The sequence below is a fragment of the Streptomyces sp. NPDC034084 genome, assembly GCF_055575535.1.
This window is the reverse complement of the sequence record NZ_JBVISK010000008.1, coordinates 312,372-330,321: the sequence shown is the minus strand read 5'-3', so window position 1 is coordinate 330,321 and position 17,950 is coordinate 312,372. Positions and strand designations below refer to the sequence as shown.

General features: G+C 71.4%; 12 protein-coding genes. 6 read left to right on the top strand and 6 right to left on the bottom strand.

What is annotated here, in order from left to right; genetic code table 11:
- Positions 1 to 190: 190 nt before the first annotated feature.
- On the top strand, positions 191 to 4,672 hold the full coding sequence (locus ACZ51I_RS28180) for a golvesin C-terminal-like domain-containing protein (RefSeq protein WP_468881329.1): 4,482 nt from the start codon (positions 191 to 193) through the stop codon (positions 4,670 to 4,672).
- 75 nt (positions 4,673 to 4,747) lie between these two features.
- Here ACZ51I_RS28180 and ACZ51I_RS28175 read toward each other — a convergent pair whose 3' ends face one another.
- The 4 genes from ACZ51I_RS28175 to ACZ51I_RS28160 form a co-directional block, all read right to left on the bottom strand.
- Positions 4,748 to 5,308: an SMI1/KNR4 family protein gene (locus ACZ51I_RS28175; RefSeq protein WP_468881224.1), complete on the bottom strand. Its 561-nt coding sequence runs from the start codon at positions 5,306 to 5,308 to the stop codon at positions 4,748 to 4,750.
- Between the two features lie 13 nt (positions 5,309 to 5,321).
- Positions 5,322 to 5,804, bottom strand: a complete 483-nt coding sequence (locus ACZ51I_RS28170; RefSeq protein ID WP_468881221.1) for a hypothetical protein — start codon at positions 5,802 to 5,804, stop codon at positions 5,322 to 5,324.
- Between the two features lie 12 nt (positions 5,805 to 5,816).
- Complete coding sequence (locus tag ACZ51I_RS28165) at positions 5,817 to 9,830, bottom strand: golvesin C-terminal-like domain-containing protein (protein ID WP_468881218.1); 4,014 nt, start codon at positions 9,828 to 9,830, stop codon at positions 5,817 to 5,819.
- Positions 9,831 to 10,340: 510 nt separating this feature from the next.
- A complete protein-coding gene (locus ACZ51I_RS28160; RefSeq protein ID WP_468881217.1) occupies positions 10,341 to 11,729 on the bottom strand; it encodes a cystathionine beta-synthase in 1,389 nt (462 codons plus the stop codon).
- Positions 11,730 to 11,833: 104 nt separating this feature from the next.
- Between ACZ51I_RS28160 and ACZ51I_RS28155 the strand changes: the two genes are divergently transcribed.
- From ACZ51I_RS28155 to ACZ51I_RS28145, 3 genes are all read left to right on the top strand, one after another.
- Positions 11,834 to 12,832, top strand: coding sequence for an SGNH/GDSL hydrolase family protein (locus ACZ51I_RS28155; RefSeq protein WP_468881216.1), 999 nt, complete (start codon positions 11,834 to 11,836; stop codon positions 12,830 to 12,832).
- A 152-nt stretch (positions 12,833 to 12,984) separates the two neighbouring features.
- Entirely contained in the window at positions 12,985 to 14,205 is a 1,221-nt protein-coding gene (locus ACZ51I_RS28150) for an acetyl-CoA C-acetyltransferase (RefSeq protein ID WP_468881215.1), read from the top strand.
- Between the two features lie 415 nt (positions 14,206 to 14,620).
- The gene (locus ACZ51I_RS28145; RefSeq protein WP_468881214.1) at positions 14,621 to 15,454 is read left to right on the top strand and encodes a hypothetical protein; all 834 of its coding nucleotides are present in this window, start codon (positions 14,621 to 14,623) and stop codon (positions 15,452 to 15,454) included.
- Positions 15,455 to 15,462: 8 nt separating this feature from the next.
- Here ACZ51I_RS28145 and ACZ51I_RS28140 read toward each other — a convergent pair whose 3' ends face one another.
- Complete coding sequence (locus ACZ51I_RS28140; RefSeq protein WP_468881212.1) at positions 15,463 to 15,792, bottom strand: hypothetical protein; 330 nt, start codon at positions 15,790 to 15,792, stop codon at positions 15,463 to 15,465.
- A 109-nt stretch (positions 15,793 to 15,901) separates the two neighbouring features.
- On the opposite strand from ACZ51I_RS28140, the gene ACZ51I_RS28135 reads away from it, so the two are divergent.
- The gene (locus ACZ51I_RS28135) at positions 15,902 to 16,132 is read left to right on the top strand and encodes a DUF4287 domain-containing protein (RefSeq protein WP_468881209.1); all 231 of its coding nucleotides are present in this window, start codon (positions 15,902 to 15,904) and stop codon (positions 16,130 to 16,132) included.
- Between the two features lie 111 nt (positions 16,133 to 16,243).
- Here ACZ51I_RS28135 and ACZ51I_RS28130 read toward each other — a convergent pair whose 3' ends face one another.
- Positions 16,244 to 17,146: a Bax inhibitor-1/YccA family protein gene (locus ACZ51I_RS28130; protein WP_468881207.1), complete on the bottom strand. Its 903-nt coding sequence runs from the start codon at positions 17,144 to 17,146 to the stop codon at positions 16,244 to 16,246.
- A gap of 184 nt (positions 17,147 to 17,330) precedes the next feature.
- Between ACZ51I_RS28130 and ACZ51I_RS28125 the strand changes: the two genes are divergently transcribed.
- A complete protein-coding gene (locus tag ACZ51I_RS28125; protein WP_468881204.1) occupies positions 17,331 to 17,948 on the top strand; it encodes a hypothetical protein in 618 nt (205 codons plus the stop codon).
- Positions 17,949 to 17,950: the final 2 nt, after the last annotated feature.

The window sequence follows — 17,950 nt, the reverse complement described above, 5'->3', positions numbered from 1 at the left end:
ACGTCACGGCCCGGCGCGCCCATGCGCACTCGCGCGCGGAACACCGCCCCGGGCCGTGCCGCCGGAAGGTCCCCCGGTGCGCGAGCACCACCGAAGAAGGAAGAGTGTGAAGTCCATACGCATGCGGCGCTCGGCGCCGCTCACGGTCGCGCTGGCCACGGCGCTGGCCGTGCCGCTCTCGATGCCGGCCATGGCATCCGAGCCGGCACCACCGAAGAGAACAGCCCAGAGGGCGGCCACGGCCGCCACGGACGCCCACCGGCCCCGCGCCGTGGCTCCGGCCGACCGTTCCGCCGTCCTCGGCGGCGGCCACGCGAAGTCCACCGACACCGCCTTCACCACCTCCGGTGACGGCACGGGCTTCCACCTCCTGGTCGCCGACGAGAAGAACGGGTACGGCTGGAAGACCGCGGCCAGCCTGTCCGAGCCGGGCTTCGAGGCCGACACCTGGATCGGCAACGCCTGCCTCACCGCCTCCGGCAAGCGGGCGGCCGTGGCGTACGCGCCGCGCACGTTCACCAACAAGCCGGAGCTGATGGCCCGCGGCGCCTTCGCGGCGACCGTGGACCTCACCACCGGCAAGGTCACCAAGCTGCCGTTCCAGGCCTCCCTCGCGTACTTCAGCCCCGGCTGCGGCGCGGGCGAGCAGGCGGTGTTCACCCAGCTCTCGTACGAGGGCGACACCGTGCAGCGGACCCGCCTGATCACGGTGGACGCCGCCTCGGGCAGGGTCGGCGCCCCGGTCGTGTATCCGGGTCAGCTCACCTCGGCCGTGCCGACGAAGACCGGCGTGGTCGCCGCCCACGGCAACCGGCTCGTCTCCGCCGGCGCCAAGGGCCTGCTCCGGGAGATCGCCCGCACCCAGGCGGTCCCCTTCCAGCTGACGGTGGACGCCACGGGCGGTCTCACCTACATCGACCGGGCCCCGAGCAAGGACGCCGAGAAGACGTCGACGAGCTACGCCCGGCACCTGGACCCCCTCCAGCTCCAGCGCTCCGGGGCCAAGGCCACCACGCTGGCGTCCGGCGCCCTCGCCGCGTGGGACCTCACGTCCTCCGCCGACGGCACGGTCTTCGTCACCGGCCGGGCCACCACCACGGGCACCCTGCCGGCGCGGGTGAAGAACCCCGGCGGCATCGCCAAGGGCGCCCTGCTCTCCAGCCACGGCCACGCCGCGGTCACCACCGCCTGGGCGGACGGCAAGGACAGCCGGATCCTGCCCGAGGAGGCGCTGACCGAGCGCACCGCCCGGACCACCCTGCGGCTCCTCGGCACGGGGCGGACCGTCACCCTGGACGCCCTGCCCGGCGAGAGCCGGATCGGCGGTGCGAAGGCGCGGGAGCAGGGCCGTACGACCTCCCCGGCGCTCCCGCAGCCGCGGAAGGCCGCCCCCGGCAGGACGACCGCGGGCGCGGTGACCCCGGGCACGGCCCCGGACGTCTCCGTCGCCTCCGCGCCGGACGACCCGAGCGAGGACGCGTCCGAGCGGACCTGCGCCGTGCCCCGCAACAACGTGAAGAAGCAGGCGTTCCAGCCGACTCCGCGTCAGGTCGAGTGGGCGGTGGACCAGGCGGTCATCGGCCGCCTCGACTTCTACCGGAACCCGGACTGGAAGAACACCGGCATGGGCGGTTACCAGCCGCAGGGCCTGTTCCCGCCGATCATCCTCGCGGGTGACCCGAACGGGCGCCTCGACACCGAGGACGGCACCAACGACCGCTGGCACATCCCGTCCCAGATCCTCCTCGGCGTCACCGCCCAGGAGTCCAACATGTGGCAGGCCACCCGGTACGCGGTGCCCGGCGTCACCTCCAACAGCCTGATCGGCAACTACTACGGCGTCGACTTCAGCGCGAGCGGCACCCAGCTCGACCCCTGGGCGATCAACTGGGCGAAGGCAGACTGTGGTTACGGCATCACGCAGGCCACCGACGGCATGCGGCTGCCCGGCCACGACCAGCCGACGAAGTCGGTCCTCCAGCAGGAGGCGATCGCGCTCGACTACACCGCCAACATCGCGGCGGGCGCGCAGATCCTGTCGGACAAGTGGAACCAGACGTACAACGCGGGGATGAAGGTCAACGACGGCCACCCCAAGTGGATCGAGAACTGGTTCTTCGCCCTGTGGGCGTACAACTCCGGCTTCTACCCGCAGTCCGAGGCCGACAGCGCCGGGCACTGGGGCGTGGGCTGGACCAACAACCCGGCCAACCCGCTGTGGAAGGCGAACCGCACGCCGTTCCTGGAGAACATGCTCGGCCTCGACGACTACAGCCACGCCGCGCACCCGCAGGACTGGCCGTACGAGGAGAAGGTCATCGGCTGGGCCGCCCGGCCCATCACGGCCATGTTCGCCCCCGGTGACATGCGGGCCGGATACATCTCCGCGAACTGGACCACCAGTGGTGACCGGACGCGCGCCAAGCCGCCGGTCGACCTGTTCTGCGACGCGTCCAACTCCTGCGCGCCGGGCAAGATCGCGGACGGTGACTCCAACGACCCGGGCAAGGGCGCCTGCACCCTCGACTCCGGCGACAAGACCAGCAACCCGCACTGGCTGCACTGCTGGTGGAACAAGTCGGTCACCTGGAAGAACTGCGGTTCCGGCGCCCAGTGCGGCAACCAGGTCCACCGGTTCAACACCACCTACCCGGAGCAGCCGGACGCCAACTCGTATCCGCCGCGCTGCTCCAGCGGCCTTCCGGCGGGCGCGCTGATCGTCGACGACGTCGCGAACGGCGTCGTCCCGGCCGGCTCGGCCTCGCGGAGCTGCGGGGCGGTGAAGTCGGACGGAACGTTCAACCTGAACTACTACATCTGGGCCGACGGCACCTACCCGGGCAAGATGGACACCCACCAGATCGGCGCCGCGTACGGCAACCACTTCTGGTTCGCCCACACCCGCAAGCCGGACCCCGACTACGGCCACCGGCTGTACGTCGACGGCGTGTGGAAGCTGAACCGGGCCGTCCCGGGCGGCCAGGCGAAGGTCTACGCGCACATCCCGGACCACGGCGCGCAGACCAAGATCGCCGATTACCAGATCGCGACCGTCGAGGGCACGGTCACCAAGACGATCTCCCAGGCGGACAACGCCTCGAACAAGTGGGTCGACCTGGGCGCCTACCAGTTCGGCGACACCCTGCCGCAGGTCAGCCTGTCGAACTTCACCAGCGACGGGAACGGCGACAAGGACATCGCGTGGGACGCGATCGCCTTCGTCCCCGGCGAGTACTCCGGCATCCCGGCCGACCTGACCTTCGGTGACCCGGACCCGAACGCCCCGGAGCCGCCGAAGGTCGAGGATCCGCAGTCCGCCAGCGACTCGTTCTTCCCGATCCTCGACGCCTCCGCCGCGCGGTCGACCGCCGGTGGGGAGCGCGGGACCGCCGGTCCCGCGACGGGCAGCGGCTCGGTCAGGACGGGCAGCGGCTTGGTGACGCCGGGCGGCCGCCCGGCGAAGGCGGCCACCGGTGCCGTCCGCGCGACCGCCGTCATGGGATCGGCCGGGAAGTCCACGGCCGGCCGCGGGACCGGGTCCACCTCCCGGGTGACCACGATGGCCACCACGGGGGAGACGGCCAGCTGCTCCGTGGCCACGAAATCCATCACGTACACCCGGACCGACTCCTGTGTCGTCGACGACCTGATCGTCACCTGGCTGGTGAACGACGTCCCCCGGGGCAGCGCCACGTTCATCTACCGGCTTGAGGTGGACACCGATGTGAACACCGACACGGTCACCGAGACGGCGTCGCTGCGCCTCAAGTCCATGGACGCGGACATCACGACGGCCACGGTGAACCTGGACTTCCTGTGCCGGGGCTACTGCCAGATGAACGACACCCCGTGGACCGGCCTCAACACGTGGGGGCAGGGTGACCAGCACTCGGCCATCAAGGTGTCCCGGATGAAGTGGACCCCGAGCACCGGCACGGAGCGCAACCTGCTCACGCCGTACTGGAGGTTCAGCGGTTCGATCAACGGCGCCGCGGTCCGCATCCCGCTGGAGGTCGAGAAGGGCGATCTCGACGTCCGCTGCGACGTCGAGGTGAAGACCACCCCGGGCTGTGTCTTCTCCCGCTACCGGCCGACGTACAACATCAACACCAAGAAGTTCCCCGCGGTGGCGGCCCACATCTACCTGATGCAGACCAAGCTGCCCGGCGGGTACGGCCTGAAGGGCAAGGAGCCGCTGACGTTCCTGGCCAACGACGTCTACCTGCCGGATCCCCCGACGAGCAACAAGACTCTGGTCGACTACAACCGGGACATCGTCTGCCCGCCCTCGTCGTCCTGGCCGCGCAGCCCGCTGGCCACCATGTCACCGGAACTGGGCTCCGGCGACGTGCCGAGCTGTGACGAGTTCCCCTTCGCGGCGAGCTGGCAGAGCGCGCCCATCAAGGGGACCTGGGGCGGCAAGAACCTCCAGCCCGGGATCACCAAGGGCGAGCAGTGCCTGACCACGGTCGCGCAGAAGGACGCGACGACCGGCGTCTGGCGCCTCATCCCGGACCCCCGGGCCCACCTGCCCACCTGGAACGAGCCGTGCGGCCGCTCCAGCATGTCGAACAACCAGAACACGCAGGCGATGAGCCTGTTCCCGACGTTCCGCAAGGAGAACCGGGTCCTGGAGGGCGACAACTACTGGGTGAACTCGCCCAAGCCGTGACACGCGACACCGCACGACAGCGGGGGCCCGGTGATTCCTCACCGGGCCCCCGCCCGCGTCTGCGCCCCGCGAGCGTCAGTCCCAGACCAGGTGCCCTTCCCGGACGAACGGGTACCGTCCGTGCGTGAGCGCGGTGTCGCCCTCGCCGTGCTCCAGCATGTCGGCCACGGCGGTCAGCACGGCGCCCAGGGAGGGCGCGTACGCCTTGGCGTAGTCGGTCTCGCGGTAGACCAGGACCGGGGCCTCCGCGGCCCCGTCCGCTCCGGCCGCGCCCGCGTCGAGGAGCAGCCCGTAGTGGGCGTCCCTCTCGGCGAGGACGGGGATCCACGTCGGCAGCCACCAGTCCTCGTCCCCGATGTCGGTGGCGATCCGCACGTGCTGCGCGTACCGCTCGGCGATGCCCGCACAGCCGGGGAACACCTCGCCTCCGGGAAAGAGCGGGGCGGCGGCGCCGTCGTTCCGGCGCAGCCAGACCTCCAGCTCCGCGGGGACCGGGTACCCCAGGGCGTCCGCCAGGAGCCGGAGGTCGGCGTCCGTGGCCGGTGGGGCGAGCGTCCGCGCGTCGGCGGGCGCGTGCTTCTCCAGCCAGTGGACGATCCGGGTCCAGGCGAAGCCGAGGTCGTGGACGGGGTTCATGCTGCGCTCCCGGTCAGTGAGGCGTGGTGGCGGCCAGGGAGGCGCAGGACACATCCGGTCCGTGGGCGGTGATCCGGGGCCGGTCCCGGACCGTCTCCGGGAGGTCGATGGTGAAGCAGCGGACGGCCAGGGCGCCGGCCGGCCCGAAGACGGCCGGGCTCCGCTCATACGGGCGGGAGAACTGAACGAAGACCCGGGTGCCGTGCTCGCCGGGGTGCACCCCGGCGAGCGCTCCGAGGCGCGGGCCGTCGCCGTCGAACCGGTCCAGGGCGTCCCGCACGTCCTGGTCGGAGGGCGTCAGCCCCTGGTCGGCGAGGAGGGCGGCGGCGAACCGCGTCGCGTCCGCCCGGGTGGCCTCGAAGGCGTCGTGCTCCCGGCCGGACTCGCGGGCCCGGGCGAGGGCATAGAGGGCGACGAGCGCCAGGACGGGGAGCAGCAGAACCGCACCCAGGACCTTGGCCCAGGGTGCGGTTCCGCCTCTGCGTTCTGATTTCACCGTGTCCCGAGATTACTTGGGAAGGCGATCCACCGCACGGCGGAAGGCCTGCGCGTAGGCCGTCGTCCCGGTGGTGTTGGGGTGGTAGCTCTCACGGCTGACGCACCAGGTGCCGCCGAGCTCGCACTTGAAGTCGCCGGGGCCCTTGCCCGCGGTGACGATCTTGTTGATGCCCTCGGGGGAGTCGCAGGCCCGCCTGCCCTCGAAGTCCCCGTCGGGGGACTCGAAGAAGACCGGCAGGCCCTCCGCCGCGAGCTTGGTGACGACGGCCCGCTGCTTGGCCTCCATGTAGACGGCGTTGTCGTTGATGCGGACCATGCCGGCGCCGCCGACGCCGCTCACGCAGGTGAACGAGTTCTCGTTGAAGATCTGCGGATAGCCGAGCAGGACGATCTTCGCCCCCCACGCCTCGGTGTGGATCTTCCGCAGCAGGTCCTCGACTCCGACCATGGCGTCGTCGATGTCCTTGTGGACGTCCTCCTCGGCCGGGCAGCCCACCGTCGCGCAGTCCTGCATGACCTGCGGGAAGCCGGCGTCGTTGCCACCGACGGTGAGGGTCACGAGGTCGGTGTCACCGCTGAGCACACCGGAGTCGATCTGGAACCGCTCGTGGAAGTTGCCGTCGGTGCCCCAGACCTCGTTGCCGTTGCTGTCGACGGCGTTGCCCGTCTCCATCTGCCAGGAGCGCGCTCCGGAGCAGGAGACGTTCTGGAGCTCCAGCTCGGACGAGAAGTTGTCCGCGAGGGTGCCGGTCGACGCCGACCGGCCCGGCAGGGTGGTCTTGCGGACCCAGGAGTTGGCACTGCGGCGGCAGGCGTTCCAGCGGGACTTGACGTCGATGTCGTTGTCGGAGTCCTTGGCGTACGAGCCGGCACCCTCGCCGGAGGTGTACGAGTCGCCCATCTGCACGACCTGCTGGGGCTTGCCCGGCAGCGGCTGGAAGGCGACGGCGTCGAAGGCGACGTCGTCGTCCCCGGTGCCGTCCTCGGCCTCCGTGGTGAGCCGGACGCGGGGCACGCCGTTCATCCGGTACGTGCCGAGGGACATCCAGCCGTTGGTCCCGCGCTTCTGGTTGACGTACCGGTGGCGGTCGAAGGAGCCGCTGCCGGTGTCGATGTCGTACTTGGCCTGCTGGGTCTGGGCGCCGTGGTCGGGGAGGTGGACCAGGACGCGCATCCAATCGGTGCGGGCCTGGTTCAGCTTCCAGGTGCCGGTGAAGTTGAGGCGGTCGCCCTTGGCGGTGAGGTCCCGGGTGTGGCCGAAGTAGAAGTGGCCGCCGAAGCCCGCGCCGAGCTGGTGCATGTCGATCTTGCCGGGGTACACCGTCGCGGCGGTGCCGTCGTGGGCGATGCCGGACTCGCCGAGGAAGTCGGCGCTGAAGCTGCCGGAGTTGGACCAGTCGCCGTTGGCGCAGCCCGGCCTGACCGACGGGGTGCCGCCGGGGAGGTCGTCGACGATCAGCGCGCCGGAGGGCAGGCCGCCGCGGGTGCAGTTCGGCGGGTAGGCGGTGCCGTCGGCCTGTTCGGCGTCGTAGTCCGGCGAGGTGAAGCGGAAGAGCTCGTTGCCGCAGGAGTACGAGCAGTCGGTCTTCCACTGCACGGACAGGTGGAACCAGCAGTGGAAGTCGTCGCGGGTGCAGGGACCGGCGCCGGGCTCGTTCTTGGCACCGTCACCGATCTTGGAGGGCTCGCACCAGTTGTAGACGCCGCAGAAGAGGTCCTCCGGCGGCTTCACGCGCGCGCGGTTGTACTTCGCGGAGCCGGCCACGGTGGCGTCCTCGGTGGTGCCGTTCCACCAGGCGGCGCGGAAGGCGGCGACCAGGGTGCCCGGGGACTCCAGGAACGACGGCGGGTGGGCGGCGAAGCCGAGCACCTTCTCGGGATACGGCCAGTTCTGCGGGCGCGCGGCGGCGGAGGCGTCCTCGTTGCCGAGGCGGTCCTCCATGAACGGCAGGCGTCCGGCGTCCCACTCGGGGTTGGCGGGGTTGTTGGCCCAGCCCACGCCCCAGGCGTCGTTGCCGTTGACGTTCTCGTAGAAGCCGGAGTTGTACGCCCACAGGGCGAAGAACCAGTTCTCCAGCTTGGCCGGGTTGCCGTCGTGGACCTGGAGTCCGGCGCGCCGGGTCGTGTTCCACTTGTCGACGAGGATGCCGATGCCGGCGGCGACGTTGGCCGCGTAGTCCAGGGCGACGGCGCGCTGCTGCTGGTAGTCCCAGGCGGTGCCGCCCTTGCCGTGCTCACGCCCGGCGTAGCGCATGTGGTCGGTGACCTGGGTGATTCCATAACCGCAGTCGGCCTTGGACCAGTCGACGTTCCAGTCGTTGGCCGGGTTTCCGTCGTAGTAGTCGACGCCGTAGTAGTTCCCGATCAGCGGGTTGCCGGTGACACCCGGGACTGCGGAGCGGGAGGCCTGCCACATGTTCGACTCCTGGGCGGTGATGCCGAGGAGGACCTGCGCGGGAACGCGGCCGCCGCCTTCGAGGACGGGGTTCGGGAAGAGGGTCTGCGGCGCGTACGCCGGCATCCCCAGGTTCTTCCAGTTCGCCGGGCGCGAGGCGCCGATGTTCAGCTTGCCCGTGATGGCCTTGTCGACGGCCCACTCGACCTGCCGCGGCTTGGGCTGCATGGCCTGGTTGCGGGGGTCGTTGCGGGGCACGGAGCAGGTGCGCTCCGACTCGACGATCTCGCCGGAGGAGCCGGAGGCGGCCGCGGCGGCCGTCGTGGCGGTGAGGGCGCGGGTGCCGGCGGTCTGGGCCGTCGGGCCGCCCGCGTCGCCACCGGCGTCCTTGGGGGTGCCGAGGAGCGGCGACGGGGTCCGGGAGGTCTCCCACCTCGGCGCGGTGACGTCCATGGGCGTGACGGTGAAGTCGACGCTCTTGCCGGTGTCGCGCAGGGTGGTGTCGATGTTCACCGGGCGGACGTCGGTGGCCTTCTCGCGCTGGAGGTACTTCGCGGAGCCTATGTTGTCGGCCCAGACGGTGTGCTGGACGATCGCCTGGCCCTTGGTGGACAGCGTGGCGTCCTTGTGGACGCCGGAGAGCCGGGTGACGGACTTCGGCAGGCTCGCGCCGGTCTCCGGGGTGACGTCGCCCGTCAGGTAGACCTGTCCGCCGACCCGGGTGAGGCCGGTGTTCGCGAGGGAGCCGTGGCCGAGCTTGGAGACCTTCCTGTCCGCCCAGCGGCGGACGAACGCGGTCTCCTTCTCCTGGAGGCTGTCGCGCTGGTCGCGCTCCAGGAAGACGTAGCCGCCGTCGTTGTCCTTGCTGATGCGGTACGGGACGGTGCCGGTCGTCGCGAGCTTCTTCTTGGCGCCCTTGCCGTCGATCTCGACGAGGGTGCGGCCGGAGGCGGCGGCGATCTTCCCGCCGCCGGCCGGGACCGAGGAGGTGATCTGGCCGTCGACGACGACGGGCTCGGCGACCTGACCCGTGGCGGTGTTCACGCGGAAGAGGCGGGTCTGCTTCTTGTCCTCGCCCGGGGACTGGGTGAGGACGGCTTCCTCGTCGGCGCCGCAGCCGGGGTCGTAGTAGGACAGCGAGGCGTTGACCTTCAGCTTGGTGACGGCGCCGCTGGTGAGGTCGACGACGGCGGCGAAGCCGCCGCGGGCCATCAGCTGGGGGTCGTTGGTGAAGGTGCGGGGGGCGTAGACGACGACGGCGCGCTTGCCGGACCCGGTGACGCAGGCGTTGCCGATCCACTGGTCCACGTCGAAGCCGGGCTCGGCCAGGGACGCGAGCGTCTTCCAGGCGTAGCCGCTCTGTTCGGTGGCGGTCAGCAGGTGGAAGCCCTGGGCGTCACCGGTGGTGGTCCAGGCGATGTCGTCGGACTTCTGCCAGCCCTCGCCGAGGACGTCGGCCCGGTCGCGGGCCGGGACGCGGTCGGCCGACGGGGCGGTGTCGGTGGTGACGGGCGCCGGCGGGGCGGCGGGCCCGGGCTGTGCCCAGGCCGAGGCCTGGGTCAGTCCCGCGAGCAGCGCACCGGCAGCCACCGCTGCCAGGGGTGCTCGCGTCGTACGGAGGAATCTCAACTGCGCTCCTTAAGAGGCTCGTAGGGCGCGGAAGCCTCCCCCGGTAACGGTGGCCGTGCATCCGCCCCCTGCGCGATCATGATCATGACAGCGGTGGCGGTCAAGAGCCCCGGGCGCGGTCGGGCCGTCCCGGGAAGGCGATCTGTCGGAGCGTTGCGACAGTAGCGCCCACCCTCCCGGTTGACCAGAGCATGATCGGCGGAGCTGGACGGGGGCAACACGACGCCGGGCCCCCCGCGGGGAAGCGGGGGGCCCGGCCGTTTCGTACGGAGGCGAGGTGCTTGGCGCGGGGACCGCCGCACCCCCGTCACCGGGGGGCGGGACGACGGCGGTCCCCGCGAGGGACACGGGCCCGGGTCAGGGCCGGTCGCCGCGTCCGCGGCGTCTCAGGAGCCCGGGAGCCGCTCCGGAAGTCCGTGACGCCGACACCCACCAATGTGCCGTACGCGTGTTAAGCGGGTGCTGCGTGTACGTGTCGCCCTCGTACCGGTTGGGCGAACTGCTCCCCCGCTACTTCGTACCGCCGTTGGCCAGGAAGGCCAGCAGGTCCTGACGGCTCACCACACCCGTCGGCTTGCCCTCGACCAGCACGATCGCCGCGTCGGCGGACTCGCCGAGGACGGACATCAGGTCGGCGACCGGCTCGCCCGAGCCGACCTGCGGCAGCGGTGCGCTCATGTGCCGCTCCAGCGGGTCCTCCAGGGAGGCCTTCTTGGTGAAGAGGTGGTCGAGCAGCTCGCGCTCGACGACCGAGCCCACGACCTCGGCGGCCATGACGTCGGGGTGGCCGGCGCCGGGCTTCACGATGGGCATCTGGGAGACGCCGTACTCGCGCAGCACCTCGATGGCCTGGCCGACGGTCTCGTCCGGGTGCATGTGGACGAGGGACGGCATGCCGCCCTCCTTGTGGCGCAGGACGTCGGCGACGGTGGCGGTGGAGGTGGCCTCCAGGAAGCCGTGGCCGGCCATCCACTCGTCGCTGAAGATCTTCGACATGTAACCGCGACCCGAGTCCGGCAGCAGGACGACGACGACGTCGTCCGGGCCGAGGTCCTTGGCGACCTCCAGGGCCGCGACGACGGCCATGCCGCAGGAACCGCCGACGAGGAGGCCCTCCTCCTTGGCGAGACGGCGGGTCATCTGGAAGGAGTCCTTGTCGGACACGGCGACGATCCGGTCCGTGACGTTCTGGTCGTACGCGGTGGGCCAGAAGTCCTCACCGACGCCCTCGACCAGGTACGGCCGGCCGGAACCGCCCGAGTAGACCGAACCCTCCGGGTCCGCGCCGATCACCTTCACCGCCCCACCGCTGACCTCCTTGAGGTAGTTGCCGGTGCCGGAGATCGTACCTCCGGTCCCGACCCCCGCCACGAAGTGGGTGATCTTCCCGTCCGTCTGCTCCCAGAGCTCGGGACCGGTCGTCTCGTAGTGCGAGCGCGGGTTGTTGGGGTTCGAGTACTGGTCGGGCTTCCAGGCGCCCGGCGTCTCGCGGACGAGACGGTCCGAGACGTTGTAGTACGAGTCGGGGTGCTCGGGGTCGACGGCCGTGGGGCAGACCACGACCTCGGCGCCGTAGGCCCGCAGCACGTTGATCTTGTCGAGCGACACCTTGTCGGGGCAGACGAAGATGCACTTGTAGCCCTTCTGCTGGGCCACGATCGCCAGGCCGACGCCGGTGTTGCCGGACGTGGGCTCGACGATGGTGCCGCCGGGCTTGAGCTCACCGCTCTGCTCGGCCGCCTCGATCATGCGCAGGGCGATCCGGTCCTTGACCGAGCCTCCGGGGTTGAAGTACTCGACCTTGGCCAGAACGGTCGCCTGAATACCCGCTGTGACGTTGTTGAGCTTCACCAGCGGGGTGTTGCCGACGAGGCTGATCATCGAGTCGTGGAATTGCACCGTAATCTCCGGGGTCTCCGTAATGGTGTGGCCAGCGTATGCGTAGTCGGAGCGGGTTACGGGGCAGTTAGACCCTGAACGGCTTGAAGGAGGTGACGGCCCCCATGTCGAGGGCGAGGGTGGCGCGGCGGATCGCGGCGGGTGCGGCGTACGGCGGCGGGAGCATCGGGCTGATCGGGGTGGCGGCGGTGGGCGTCCTCCTGGCCGAGGCCCAGCTGGCCAAGCGTACGGTCTACGGCGCACCGGCACCGCTGCCGCCGGTGGCGGACGGCCTCTACGGCCGCGCCTTCGGCACGGAGGACCCGCTGCGGCTGGCCCTTCTGGGTGATTCCACCGCGGCGGGCCAAGGGGTCCGCCGCACGGGCCAGACACCGGGCGCGCTGCTCGCCTCCGGGCTCGCGGCGGTCGCCGAGCGCCCGGTGGTGCTGCGGAACGTGGCGCTCTCGGGGGCGCGCTCGGACGACCTGGAGCGCCAGGTCTCGCTGCTGCTCGCGCAGCCGCTCGGGCCGCCGGACGTGTGCGTGATCATGATCGGTGCGAACGACGTGACGCACCGCCTGCCGCCGACGGAATCGGTACGGCTCCTCGCCTCGGCCGTACGGCGGCTGCGGACGGCGGGGGCGGAGGTGGTGGTCGGGACCTGCCCGGATCTGGGCACGATCGAGCCGGTCTACCAGCCGCTGCGCTGGCTGGCCCGGCGGGCCTCGCGGCAGCTGGCGGCGGCGCAGACGATCGTGGTGGTGGAGCAGGGCGGGCGGACGGTGTCGCTGGGCGACCTCCTGGGTCCCGAGTTCGCGGCGAACCCGCGCGAGATGTTCGGGGCGGACAACTTCCACCCCTCGGCGGAGGGGTACGCGACGGCGGCGATGGCGGTCCTGCCGACGCTGTGCGCCGCGCTGGGCGTGTGGCCGGAAATGGACCGGCTGGAGCCGGCGCGACGGGAGGACATGCTGCCGGTGGCGAAGGCGGCGGCGGAGGCGGTGAAGGAGGCGGGCACGGAGGTCACGGGCGCGCGGGCGCCGTGGGCCCTCCTGAAACACCGCCGTCGCCGTCGCCTCCCGGTCCCGACGGAAACCCCGGCCCCGGAGGACGCGCAGACGTAGGGGGCTCGCCCTGGGCGCGGCCCGTGCAGGCCCCGGACTGAGCGGGCGCTTAGAAAAGAGGTCCGTGTCACACCGTCCGGGCGGTGACCCCTGCGGTACGTACGGGTAACTTCCCTTTCAGTCCGCTCACACCGCACCCTCATGGAGCCGTGATGCCCGAAGCCGTGATCGTCTCGACCGCCCGCTCGCCCATCGGCCGGGCCTTCAAGGGCTCCCTCAAGGACCTGCGGCCGGACGACCTGACCGCGACCATCATCCAGGCCGCCCTGGCCAAGGTGCCCGAGCTGGACCCGCGCGACATCGACGACCTGATGCTCGGCTGCGGCCTCCCCGGCGGCGAGCAGGGCAACAACCTGGGCCGCATCGTCGCCGTGCAGATGGGCATGGACCACCTGCCGGGCTGCACGGTCACCCGCTACTGCTCCTCCTCGCTGCAGACCTCCCGCATGGCGCTGCACGCGATCAAGGCGGGCGAGGGCGACGTCTTCATCTCGGCCGGTGTCGAGATGGTGTCCCGCTTCGTGAAGGGCAACTCGGACTCGCTGCCCGACACGCACAACCCCTTCTTCGCCGAGGCCGAGGCCCGTACCGCCGAGGTCGCCGCCTCCGAGGGCTCCACCTGGCACGACCCGCGCGAGGACGGCCTCGTCCCCGACGCGTACATCGCCATGGGCCAGACCGCGGAGAACCTGGCCCGCTGGAAGGGCGTCAGCCGCCAGGAGATGGACGAGTTCGGCGTACGGTCGCAGAACCTCGCCGAGCAGGCCATCAAGAACGGCTTCTGGGAGCGCGAGATCACCCCGGTGACGCTGCCGGACGGCACGGTCGTCTCCACGGACGACGGCCCGCGCGCGGGCGTCACCCTGGAGGGCGTGCAGGGCCTCAAGCCGGTCTTCCGCCCCGACGGCCTGGTCACCGCCGCCAACTGCTGCCCGCTGAACGACGGCGCCGCCGCGCTCGTCATCATGTCCGACACCAAGGCGCGGGAGCTGGGCCTGACCCCGCTGGCCCGGATCGTCTCCACCGGCGTCTCCGGCCTCTCCCCCGAGATCATGGGCCTCGGCCCGGTCGAGGCCTCGAAGCAGGCCCTCCAGCGCGCCGGCCTGAGCATCGGCGACATCGACCTCGCCGAGATCAACGAGGCCTTCGCCGCCCAGGTCATCCCGTCCTACCAGGACCTGGGCCTGGACCTGGACAAGGTGAACGTCAACGGTGGCGCCATCGCCGTCGGCCACCCCTTCGGCATGACCGGCGCCCGGATCACCGGCACGCTGATCAACAGCCTCCAGTTCCACGACAAGCAGTTCGGCCTGGAGACCATGTGCGTCGGCGGCGGCCAGGGCATGGCCATGGTCATCGAGCGACTGAGCTGAGCCGTAGCGGAGGGTAGGGGTCGCCTGAGGAACGAAGGCGGCACCTGCCCGCAGCGGTCAGGGGTCGCCTGAGGAACGAACGCGGCACCTGCCCTCAGCGGTGGCGAAGCCCAGTGCGACCAAGGAAGCGCGCGACTGAGCTGACGGCCGGGCTGTCGCGGCCCCGGCCCGCCCGCCCCGCTCTCCAGCGGCCGAGGGCGTCAACCGCTCCGCGTCCGAGCCGTGACCGAATCTCCCCCAGGATGTGACCTACGTCCCGGGGGAGTTCGTTTTCCCAGGTCAGAGCGGTTTCGGGACCAAACGCCTGGCAGAAATACCTGTCCAATTCGTGACGTAATGCACTGACAGCGGGCACCGCCCCAGGACAAGCTGATGTAGGAAGTCGGGGGATCGACTCGGAATCGGGAGTACGTCAGTGAGCGCCATGCCTCTTGCCCTGCTGCTGACCACGGCCGCTGCCACGGCCGTGGGCGCTGCTGCCCTGCACGCCGTCCACGGTCTCCGCAAGGAGGTCACCGCCCTCCGGGGCGAGCTGGCCGCCGGTCACGGCGGCACGGTCCCCGCGGCCCGCGCCACGCCCGCCGCCGAGATACGGGCCGCGGTCGCCGAGGCGCTGGCCGAGGAGCGCGAGCGCGAGCTCGCCGAGGCCCGTGCCTTCTGGGCCGCGCAGGAGGCCCGTGACGCGGCCGACGCCCCCTCCCTGCTCGGCGGTCTGGGCGGCCAGGCCGACGACGGTACGTTCTTCGTGCCGCGCCAGGCCGACTTCGTGGGTCTCGAGGCGATGGCCCTGGAGGCCATGGAGGCGGAGGCCGCCGCCCTCGACGGCCCCGACGCGCTGGACGCCTTCGACGAGTACCCCGAGGACTCGGCGGAGCTGGCCGCGGCCCGCCGCCGCCACCCCTCGCACCCCGACTTCGTGCCGGTGCAGACGCCCGTCGTCACCGACCACGAGCGGACGGTGGCCCGCCTGGAGGAGCTCGCGGACACCCGTACCGCGCTCACCGACGTGCGCCCGGGCCCGCTCGGCACCCTCGACGTGTACGTCTTCGCGGACGGCACCACGCTCTGCATGACCCCCGGCCACCGCGAGACCGCGGAGCGCCTCGCCGAGGCGCTGCGCGCGGGCCACACGCCGTTCCTGCTGGGCGGCTCGGGCGTCTCCGGCGCCTTCGCCCTGACCTTCTCGTACGGCGACACGGACGAGGAGAACGTCTACATCCTCGCGGACCGGGTCATCGCGTCGCTCTAGGGGCTCGGTCAGAGCCCCGAGCGCTCCGCCGCCTCCCGTACCAGCCTCACGGCCTCGTGCAGCTCCTCCTCGCAGGAGCCGGCAGGGGCCGTTCGCAGGATCTCGGCCAGATCGTTCCCGGCGACGGCGAGCTGGTCCCCCACCGCGAACAGACCCGCGTCCGGCATCGTCCTCGGCTCCCGGTCCGGGTCCTCGGCGCGCTGGGCGCGCACCGCCAACTCCCGGGCGAGAGCGAGCCCTTCGGCCGCCGCGCCGCGCTGGAGACGGCTGTGCGGGGCCGCCCGCAACCGGTCGGCGAACCGCTCGACGGCGGCGGTCAGTTCACTCGTATCGTGCACCCCGCGACCCTACGCGCCCTCCGGGCCCCCTTGCCAACGGCCCAAGCCTTCGGCACGGTGACGGGAAGGAGTACGAGGAGCACACGGTACGACGCGTCCGGAGGCGCCGATGTCCCACACTTTCTCCGCTGAGACCCATCGCAATCTGCTGGCCCGCATCCCGCGCCGCACCGGTCGTGAGATCGCCGACTGGATGCGCACCGTCGAGGAGGGACCGTCCCTCGTCCGCTTCGAGGAGCGGGTCAGCTGGCTCCGCGGGGCGCACGACCTGGCCTACGGCCACGCGAAGGCGATCATCCACGAGTACGACCTGCGGCGGGCGGCGCGCAGACTGCTCTGAGACCCCTCGGGCGAAGGCCTCCGCGCCGGCCCGGCCCGAAGATCCCGGACACGCGGAAGGGCCCGCCCGGCACGAAGCCGGACGGGCCCTTCCCCCCGAGTCGGGGACGCGTCAGTCGTCGCCCTGCAGGATCGACAGCAGACGCAGCATCTCCAGGTAGATCCACACCAGGGTCATGGTGAGACCGAAGGCGGCCAGCCAGGCCTCCTCGCGCGGCGCGCCGTAGGTCACGCCGTCCTCGACCTGCTTGAAGTCGAGGGCGAGGAAGCAGGCGCCCAGGATGATGCCGACGATGCCGAAGACGATGCCGAGGCCGCCGCTGCGGAAGCCCAGGCCGTCACCGCCGGCGAAGACGGCGAACAGCAGGTTGGTCACCATGAGGAGCATGAAGCCCATCGCGGCGGCCATCACGAAGCCGTAGAAGCGGCGGTTGACCCGGATCCAGCCCAGCTTGTAGGCGATGAGCACACCGGCGAAGACCGCCATCGTGCCCAGGACCGCCTGGATGACCACGCCGTCGGCGATGTACGTCGAGACGGCGGCGGAGATCACGCCGAGGAAGACGCCCTCGAAGGCGGCGTAGCTCAGGATCAGCGCGGGCGACGGCTTGCGCTTGAAGGACTGCACCAGCGACAGGACCAGGGCGACCAGGGCCGCGCCGACGGCGATGCCGTAGGACTTGCCCAGGTTCGCCGGGTCGACCGGGAGCAGCAGCCAGGACAGGACGGCGGTGACCACGACCGTGCCGAGCGTCATGGCCGTACGGCTCACGACGTCGTCGATCGTCATCACGTTGCCGCGGGCCTGCTGCGGGGCGCCGAGCGTGGTGTCCTGCGGGGCGTACGGGTTGGTCGCGTACGGGTTCGCCGCGTCCTGGGCGTACGGGTTGCCCGTGGCGTACGGGTTGGTTCCCACGGCGGGGCCCCCGGCCTGCGGCTGCTGCGCGTTGAAGCCCGCGTAGCCGGCGTCGCGGCTGAACCCCCGTCGCGAGAAGACCGGGTTGCTGCTCCTCATCTCACTCCTCCATGGCGGACCGCACGGCGCGGTCTTGCGTCAAGGGTAATGCGTAGGCAAAAGAAAGACCCTAGTGCTCGGGGAGGATCTTTTCCCGCAAGGTTTCGATCATCGTCGGCGGCGGGCCTCCCCCTCCGACCAGGCTCTTCCCGTCGGAAACAACCCCTACCCCGGGAGGGCCCCCTTGACCGCCGAACCCGACGAGATCTGGACCCTGCGCCACGCGACCGCGTGGGTCTTCACCGCGGACACCCGCCTCACCAGGCCCCTGATCCTGGTCGGCGACGCCGGCACCGAGCTCGCCGCGCTCGCCTCCGGCGCGGACCACGGCACGTACTCCCTCCGCTCGGAGCTGGCGGCGCGCGGCCACGACCTGATCCTGCTCGGCCTGCCCGAGGACGGCTCCATGACCGGCGACGGCGGGACCGTCCAGAACACCGTCATGCGGGCGATCGCGGAGGGGGCGGGCGACGCCCCTCTGACCGTCGGCGGCACCGGGCAGGGCGCCCTCGCCGCCCGCTACGCCCTCGCCGGCATGGAGTACCAGCGCATCGACCACCGGACGGCGGTCCTCTTCTCCCACAACGGCGCCGCCCCGGAGCTGGAGGACGAGGCCGAGCTGAGCCGTATGGGTGACCGGCCCCGGATCCCCCGCTTCCTGCGGCTCGTCGACGAGGGCGTGTCCGACGGTCTGGACGAGGAGATCGCGGACGACACCCTCACCGGCGCGGCGCCGGCCTCCGGCGGCCCGCTCCTCTCCAAGGAGTACGGCTCCCGGCTGCTGGAGCACCTGCCGTACTAGCG